Source organism: Sphingomonas sp. S-NIH.Pt3_0716 (genome assembly GCF_003950715.1).
In the GTDB taxonomy this organism is placed as follows: domain Bacteria; phylum Pseudomonadota; class Alphaproteobacteria; order Sphingomonadales; family Sphingomonadaceae; genus Sphingobium; species Sphingobium yanoikuyae_A.
On record NZ_QLJK01000027.1, the window covers coordinates 64,305 to 71,391 of the forward strand.

Below are 7,087 nucleotides of genomic sequence, written 5' to 3' on the forward strand. Positions count from 1 at the left end.
ATCCTATCGGAAAGTGGGGAGGGCAGAGTAGCGAGGCCAGCCTACAGGGATGCGGCCCTGTAGGACAGCCGTGCCGCCTTCACCGCTTGCGCTTGCCGCCGCTAGCGACGAAGCGGATCGCCTGGCCGCCGCCTGGGGCGAGGTCGAGGCTGAGGACATCGCCCTTCTTCACCTGCTTCTTCTCGATCACGATCGCGTGACGCGCCTCGGTGCGATAGTCGGCGCCGGGGCCGTCGCGATAGATTTCGGCGGTGTAACTGCGGCCCGCATCCAGGAAGTCGAGCGACACCCTGGACGAGCGCGCCTGTTCATCGCCGACCGCGCCCAGATACCAGTCGTCGCTGCCCTTCGCCTTGCGCGCGATCGTGACATAGTCGCCGACCTCACCGTTCAAGGCGCGGGTGTCGGACCAGTCGGTCGGCACATCCTTGATGAACTGGAAGGGGCCGGGATATTTGGCGTAATTTTCCGGCGTGTCGGCCGCCATCACGACCGGCGAATAGAGGACGACATAGAGGGCGAGCTGCTTGGCGATGGTCGAGTGGATGGTGCTGCCTTCCGAACCCGACAGGCTGAGCACGCCGGGGGTGAAGTCCATCGGGCCGCCCAGCAACTGGGTGAAGACCAGGTTCGCTTCATGCTCGGGCGGGTTCTTGCCACCGACCCAGGCATTATATTCCATGCCCCGGCCGCCTTCGCGGGCGACCCAGTTGGGATAGGTGCGGCGCAGGCCCGTATCCTTCACCGGCTCATGGCTGTCGATGCTGACATGATATTTGGCGGCGGTCTGCACGACGCGCAGATAATGGTTCACCATCCACTGGCCTTCATGCCATTCGCGATGCTTGGAGCCGTCGGCGTCGACCCGCTCGATCTGGCCGGCATCGGTGACATAGCCGGTCTTCACCACTTGTTCGCCATGATCGGCCGCCCATTTGAAGGCAGTGTCGAGCTGGCCGTCATAATGGCTGGCCGAGCCGCCGGTTTCATGATGGCCGATCAGGGTGACGCCCTTGGACTTGGCATAAGCGGCAAGGCCGTCGGCGTCGAAATCCTCGGTCGGCTGCGAGAAGTTCATCTCATTGCCATTGCCGAACCAGTTGCCGTCCCAGCCGACATTCCAGCCCTCGACAAGCACGGCGGGGATGCCGCTGGCGGCGGCGAAATCGATATAGCGGCGGACATTGGCGGTGGTGGCGCCATGCTTGGGGCCGCGCGCCCAGGTCCATTCGCCCTTGATCATGTTCCACCAGACGCCGACGAACTTGCCCGGCCTGATCCACGAAACATCGCCGAGCTTGTTGGGCTCGTTCAAGTTCAGGATCATGTGGTTCATGTAGAGGCCGGCGGCATCGTCGGCGACGGCGATGGTGCGCCAGGGGGTGGAGAAGCCGGCGTCGCGCGACACCTTGGGCGCGCCCGAACCGGGCGTCAGCGCGGCGCGGAAGGTGTTGCCCTCGGCACGGGCGAGATTCATGCCCGCATAGTCGACCAGCGCGGCTTCATGCAGCGCGACATGGGTGCCGTCGGCCAGCTTCACCGTCATCACCGTCTGGGCGGTGCCGACCGCGTCGAGCGGGGTGCGGTTGTAGAGATATTCCTCGCGGTTCCACTCATAGGCGGGCTTCCACCAGGCGGTGCCGCCTTCAGCAAAGGCGAACTGGGTCAGTTCCTCGGCGATGTTGGCGTGGTGGAGATTGGCCTGGTCGGGCAAAGTGTAGCGGAAGGCGATGCCGTCGTCGAACAGGCGGAAGGTCACGTCCATCTCGCGCTGGAGATCGCCCTTCTCGCGGAAGACCAGCTTCAGCTCATTATGATGGTCGCGGATCGTGGTCCATTCGCCCCAGGGCTGGGTCCAGCTCGTGTCGCTGCTCGCTTGCTTGCTGTCGGCGAGCGTCAGGTTGCGCTCGATCTTGGGCGCGTCGGTGAACATGAAGCCCAGACGGCTGTCGGCGATCAGCGGCTTGCCATTGCGCTGCACTGCGTAGCTGGGACGGCCCTCGCCATCGAGGCTGATGGTGAGGGTGATATGGCCGTCGGGCGACGATGCCTTGGCCACCACATCGGCGTGCGCGGCGGTGGACGCGAGTGCCAGGGCGATGAGGGGAAGAGCCGAAAGTGAGAGTTTGGGCGCGGTCAGTCGCTTCATGGTAACGTCCTTAAACTTGGAAGGCGGCGACGAGGCCGGATGCAGGGGCGAAATTCCAGTCGGCGGTGCTGCCAGTCGACAGCTCGACCTGCCAGCGGTCAGCATCAGCCGGGCGCCAGGCGACGGGGCTGGCGCCGAGGTTGAAGACGCAGACGCGCTGCTGCCCGTCCTGCGTCCGTTCGAAGGCGAGCAGATCGTCGGGCGTGTCGAGGAAGGTGATCGTGCCGCTGCGCAGCGCCGGGGTGGCGTTGCGCAGTGCCAGCACTTCGCGCGTCCAGTGTAGCAGCGAGGCGGGGTTGGCTTCCTGCGCGTCGACGGCAAGTGGGCGATGTGCCTCGCCTACCGGCAGCCAGGGCCTGGCATCGGAGAAGCCGAGCCAGGGGGCCGCGCCGGTCCAGGGCATGGGCGTGCGGGCGCCGTCGCGCGACAGGGTCAGCGGCCAGTTGGCGATCGCTTCGGGATCCTGCAGATCCTCGAACGCGATATCGACCTGCGGCAGGCCCAGTTCCTCGCCATAATAGAGGAAGATATTGCCGCGCAGGCAGGCGAGCAGCAGCATCTTCATCCGGCAATAGGCATGGGCGTCGATGTCGCCGGCCCAGCGCGAGACGGCGCGCGGCGCGTCATGATTTTCGAACGCCCAGCTGGGCCAGCCGATCCCCTGCTCCGCCGGCCAGCGCGACAGCGCATCTTTGAGGAATGGCGCGGTCAATTTGGGGGCATAGAGGAAGTCGAAGCCATAGGCGGTGTTGAGGCGATGATCGCCCTGGGTGAAGGCCTTCATCTCCGCATCGCTGTCATCCCCGCCGACTTCGGCGACGGTGAAGCGATCGGGATATTCGTCGAACACCGAACGCACCTTTTCCAGGAACAGCGGAATGTCCGGGTGGCTCTGGCTGTAGCGCTTGATCTGGAAATCATAGGGACGCGTGCGGATGCGACCATCCTCCGGTGCGGGCGGATTGTCGCGCAGTTGCGGGTCGGGCATCGAATGGTTGATCGCGTCGATACGGAAGCCGTCGACGCCGCGGTCGAGCCAGAAGCGGACGATATCCAGCACCGCCGCCTGCACTTGTGGCTTGTGCAGGTTGATCTGCGGCTGCTCCTTCAGGAAATTGTGCATGTAGTACTGGCCGCGCCGCGCGTCCCAGGTCCAGGCCGGGCCGCCGAACACCGACTGCCAGTTGTTGGGCGGCGTGCCGTCGGGCTTCGCATCGGCCCAGACATACCAGTCGGCGTGCTCATTCTGGCGGCTGGAGCGGCTTTCGATGAACCAGGGATGTTCGTCGGAGGTATGGGCCCAGACCTGATCGACGATGATGCGCAGGCCGAGGTCATGGGCGCGCGCGATCAGCGCATCGAAATCGGCAAGCGTGCCGAAGATCGGATCGACATCGCAATAGTCCGACACGTCATAGCCGAAGTCGCGCATCGGGCTCTTGAAGAAGGGCGAGAGCCAGATGGCGTCGACGCCGAGCGAGGCGACATAGGGAAGATGGGCGGTGATGCCGGCCAGATCGCCAATGCCGTCGCCATTGGAGTCGGCGAAGCTGCGCGGATAGATCTGGTAGATGGTGGCGCCGCGCCACCAGGGAGCCATATCGGTCAGTGCGTCGGTCATTGCGGATTAGCGCTCCGTACAGCGCAGACGCTGTAGCCAAGGAGGGGAAGGTCGAGGGCGAGGCTGCCGGGCGCGGACGCGCGCGGGGCACAGGCCGCACCGGCAAGGGTATCGAAGGCGGTGGAGGCTATATCCACCTGGACCTGCGCCCTGATCGGCGCGGTCGATGTGTTGAAGGCGATCAGATATTCGGCGCCCGTGTCGGGATCGAAGCGGGAGACGGCGAACAGGCCCGGCTCGTCGCCGCGCGCGCGGATCGTCTCGCTGCCTCGGCGCAGCGCGGCATGGCCGGTGCGCAGACGGGCGAGCGCCGCGATCTCGCGATAGAGCGGATGGGCAGGATCGAAGCGCGCGGTGGCGGTGGTGGCAGTGCTGCCGAGCAGGCGATTGTCGTTATAGCTCGCCACCTGGCTGCCGAACATATCCTCGCGCGCGTCCTGATCGCCGCCATCGCCGACGAAACCCTGTTCATCGCCATAATAGATGGTCGGCACGCCGCGCAGCGTCAGCAGCATGGCGTTGGCGAGCATCACCCGGCGCAACACTTCATCCTCGCCAGCCTGCGGGAAGGCGCGGCGGACGAAGGTGGCAAAGCGGCCGGCGTCATGATTGCTGACGAAGGTCGGCAGCTGGCGCGCGGTGGCGGCGCCACCCTGATAGAGGGCGTCGCCGGTCAGCATGCGTTCCCAGGTGGCGGTCGCCGCCTTGCCCGCGACGGTTTCCAGCGCGGCCTGGCGGAAGGCGAAGTCGAGCACGGCGGGAAAGCCACCTTCGCGGGTGTGCCAGGCGAGCGGGCCGGCATCGACCGTCTCGACATAGACTTCGCCGAAGACATGGAAATTGGGGATGCCGCGCGCCTTGGCCCGCGCCTGCATGGCGGGGACGAATTGCTGCCAGAAATGCGGGTCGACATGGCGGGCGGTGTCGATGCGGAAGCCGTCAATGCCGAAGCGGTCGATCCAGCCGCCGAAAATGTCGATCATGCCGGCGATCACGCGGGGATGTTCGGTCATCAGATCGTCGAGCCCGGCAAAGTCGCCCATGGTCGCGCTCTCGCCCGAATAGGTCGTCTCGCCGCGATTATGATAATAGCGCACGTCGTTGAGCCAGGCCGGGTTCTTCACCGCCTGCTCGTCCTTGGGCACGAAGGGGGTGTAGGCGTAGGCGGGATCGGTAAGTTTCGCGAAATTGGCGTCGCTGTGATCGGCATCGCCGGTGAAGCCGGGATTGATCGCCGCGCCGGCCACGCCGCCGCGCCGCTGATAGGGATAGTCCGCGCGCGACCGATAGGTGCAGAGGCTGTCGACGCATTCGCGATATTTGATCACGTCGGCCGTGTGGTTGGCGATGATGTCCATATAGACTTTCATCCCCCGGCCATGGGCGGTCTGCACCAGCGCGGCGAAATCCGCATCGGTGCCGAAATGCGGATCGACATGTTCGAAATCGGTGATCCAGTAACCGTGATAGCCGGCGCTTTCCTGCCCCTTGGGGCCCTGCACCGGCTTGTTGCGGAAGATCGGCCCGACCCAGATGGCGGTGGCGCCCAGCCCCTGAATATAGTCGAGCCGGCGGATCAGCCCCTGGATGTCGCCGCCATGGTAGAAGCCCTTGGACGCGGGATCATAGCCGGTCTGGAGCCGGTCGCCCTTGAGGCCACCCTTGTCATTGGCGGGGTCGGCATTGTCGAACCGGTCGGGCAGGACGAAATAGATGACTTCATCTTCGGGCAGGCGGGCGCGAAAGCCGTCATCCTGTGCCATGGCCGGAGCGGGAAGCGCGCAGAGCGCAGCCAGCAGCATTGCCGTTCGTCCGCGCATGGCCTTCATCCCTCCCATTGCCGCTTGTGCCCGATTGCCGCGGCTTGGCCCCTTCTTAGTCGGCGGGGACAGGGCGGGCCAAGGGAGCGGCATACGTATTCAGACCGGTTTCAAACCCTTCTATTCCCAATGGAGACTCGCTGGCGTAGGGTCGCGCCATGGCCGCCAACGACAAAGTGACATCCTTCGACATCGCCACGCTGGCCGGCGTGTCCCAGCCGACCGTGTCGCGCGCGCTGCGCGGCGACAAGACGGTGAGCGAGGCGACGCGGCTGCGGGTCGAGGCGATCGCCCGGCAGCTCAACTATACGGTGGACAAGAATGCATCCTCGCTGCGGCGGGGCAAGAGCAATACGCTGGCCCTTTTGTTCTTCGAGGATCTGCTGCCCGACGAAAGCTGGATCAACCCCTTCTTCCTGTCGATGCTGGGGCCGATCCTGCAGACCTGCGCCAAGCGCGGCTATGATCTGCTGACCAGTTTCCAGCAGCTGTCGACCGACTGGCATGTCGATTATGAGGATAGCCGCAAGGCCGACGGCATCATCCTGCTGGGCTATGGCGACTATGAAATCTATCGCACCCGGCTGGAGCAACTGGTGGCGCAGGGCACGCATTTCGTGCGCTGGGGATCGGTGGACCAGCATGCGCTGGGGATGACGATCGGCTGCGACAATCGGCGCGGCGGGCGCGATGCGGGCGCCCATCTGATCGCGCGCGGATGCAGCCGGATCGCCTTTCTGGGCGACGCATCGAGCCATTATCCCGAATTTCGCGATCGTTATGCCGGCCTGTCCGACGTGCTGCGCGAGGCCGGCCATGCGGTCGACCCCGGCCTGCATGTCGACGCGCTATCGACCGAGCAGTCGGGTTATGAGGCGGCGAGCCGGCTGATCGCGCGCGGCGTGACGTTCGATGCGATCTTTGCCGGGTCCGACCTGATCGCGATCGGCGCGATGCGGGCGCTGGACGAACATGGGCTGTCGGTGCCGGGCGACGTCGCCCTGATCGGCTTCGACGATATCCCCGCCGCCAGCTTGACGCGGCAGCCGTTGACCACCGTGGCGCAGGACTATCTGCGCGCGGGCGAGGTGCTGGTCGATGCGCTGATCGGCCAGATCGACCGCAAGCCGGTGACGCCGACGCTGCTGGCGCCGCGACTGGTCACGCGGATGACGGCTTGATATTTTCGCGTCTCCCTCCTTCTCCCGCAGGCGGGAGAAGGATACGGAGCCTTGGCGGCGCAGCCGGCTAGGCGCAGTTGGATGAGGGCCCTGCGCTCATCGCGAAACAGACCCTCACCCTCCCACCGCTACGCGGCGGCCCCCTCCCTCTCCCGCAAGCGGGCGAGGGAATAACGGTGGCGTTTCCACTCCCCCCTGTCTCCTATACACATCTTCCAGCCCACGAACCTAGGCCAGTTCTGCTGTCCCGGCCTCTGCTTGGAACAAAAAGAGGTCGCACTCCGCCTGATCCTGCGCCTCCCTACCACACACCTCC

At 65.3% G+C, this 7,087-nt stretch carries 4 protein-coding genes; 1 reads left to right on the forward strand and 3 read right to left on the reverse strand.

Going from position 1 to position 7,087, the window contains the following annotated elements; genetic code table 11:
• Positions 1-79 precede the first annotated feature (79 nt).
• Genes BRX37_RS19940 through BRX37_RS19950 form a run of 3 tightly spaced genes read right to left on the reverse strand, consistent with a single transcriptional unit; the run spans position 80 to position 5,590 of the window.
• Positions 80-2,149 carry a glycoside hydrolase family 97 protein gene (locus BRX37_RS19940; RefSeq protein ID WP_125988950.1) on the reverse strand — a complete coding sequence of 690 codons (2,070 nt, stop codon included), beginning with the start codon at positions 2,147-2,149 and terminating at the stop codon, positions 80-82.
• Between the two features lie 10 nt (positions 2,150-2,159).
• The gene (locus tag BRX37_RS19945) at positions 2,160-3,770 is read right to left on the reverse strand and encodes an alpha-glucosidase (protein WP_125988952.1); all 1,611 of its coding nucleotides are present in this window, start codon (positions 3,768-3,770) and stop codon (positions 2,160-2,162) included.
• Positions 3,767-5,590: an alpha-amylase family glycosyl hydrolase gene (locus BRX37_RS19950; protein WP_125988954.1), complete on the reverse strand. Its 1,824-nt coding sequence runs from the start codon at positions 5,588-5,590 to the stop codon at positions 3,767-3,769. Before BRX37_RS19950 ends, BRX37_RS19945 begins: the two co-directional genes overlap by 4 nt.
• A 158-nt stretch (positions 5,591-5,748) precedes the next feature.
• Between BRX37_RS19950 and BRX37_RS19955 the strand changes: the two genes are divergently transcribed.
• On the forward strand, positions 5,749-6,771 hold the full coding sequence (locus BRX37_RS19955; RefSeq protein WP_097384469.1) for a LacI family DNA-binding transcriptional regulator: 1,023 nt from the start codon (positions 5,749-5,751) through the stop codon (positions 6,769-6,771).
• Positions 6,772-7,087: the final 316 nt, after the last annotated feature.